At 29.1% G+C, this 327-nt stretch carries 1 protein-coding gene; it reads left to right on the forward strand.

The window, feature by feature from the left end:
* A partial coding sequence (locus HMPREF3029_RS05090) for a DNA adenine methylase (RefSeq protein ID WP_144265417.1) occupies positions 1 to 327 on the forward strand: 327 nt, incomplete at both ends.

Raw genomic sequence — 327 nt, forward strand, 5'->3', positions numbered from 1 at the left:
AGTATTGCACTTTATGTTTTAATAGCATTTTCTTTTAATAATCAAATCAGGTTTAATAGTAGTGGAGATTTTAATATACCAACTGGTAAACGGGATTTTAATTCACAAATGGAAAGTAAATTAATTGAATTTAAAGAAGCTATCAGTGGTGAAAACATAGAGTTTTCTAATGAGGACTTTAGGGTGATTATTAAGAATATTGTAGAAAAGGATAGCTTTGTATATCTAGATCCGCCGTATTTAATTTCAACGGCAAGCTATAACGAAATGTCTGGATGGACTAAAAAAGACGAGTATGATTTGTTAAATCAATTGGATGAACTAAAT

The sequence above is a fragment of the Nosocomiicoccus sp. HMSC059G07 genome, assembly GCF_001815515.1.
Lineage (GTDB): Bacteria > Bacillota > Bacilli > Staphylococcales > Salinicoccaceae > Nosocomiicoccus > Nosocomiicoccus ampullae_A.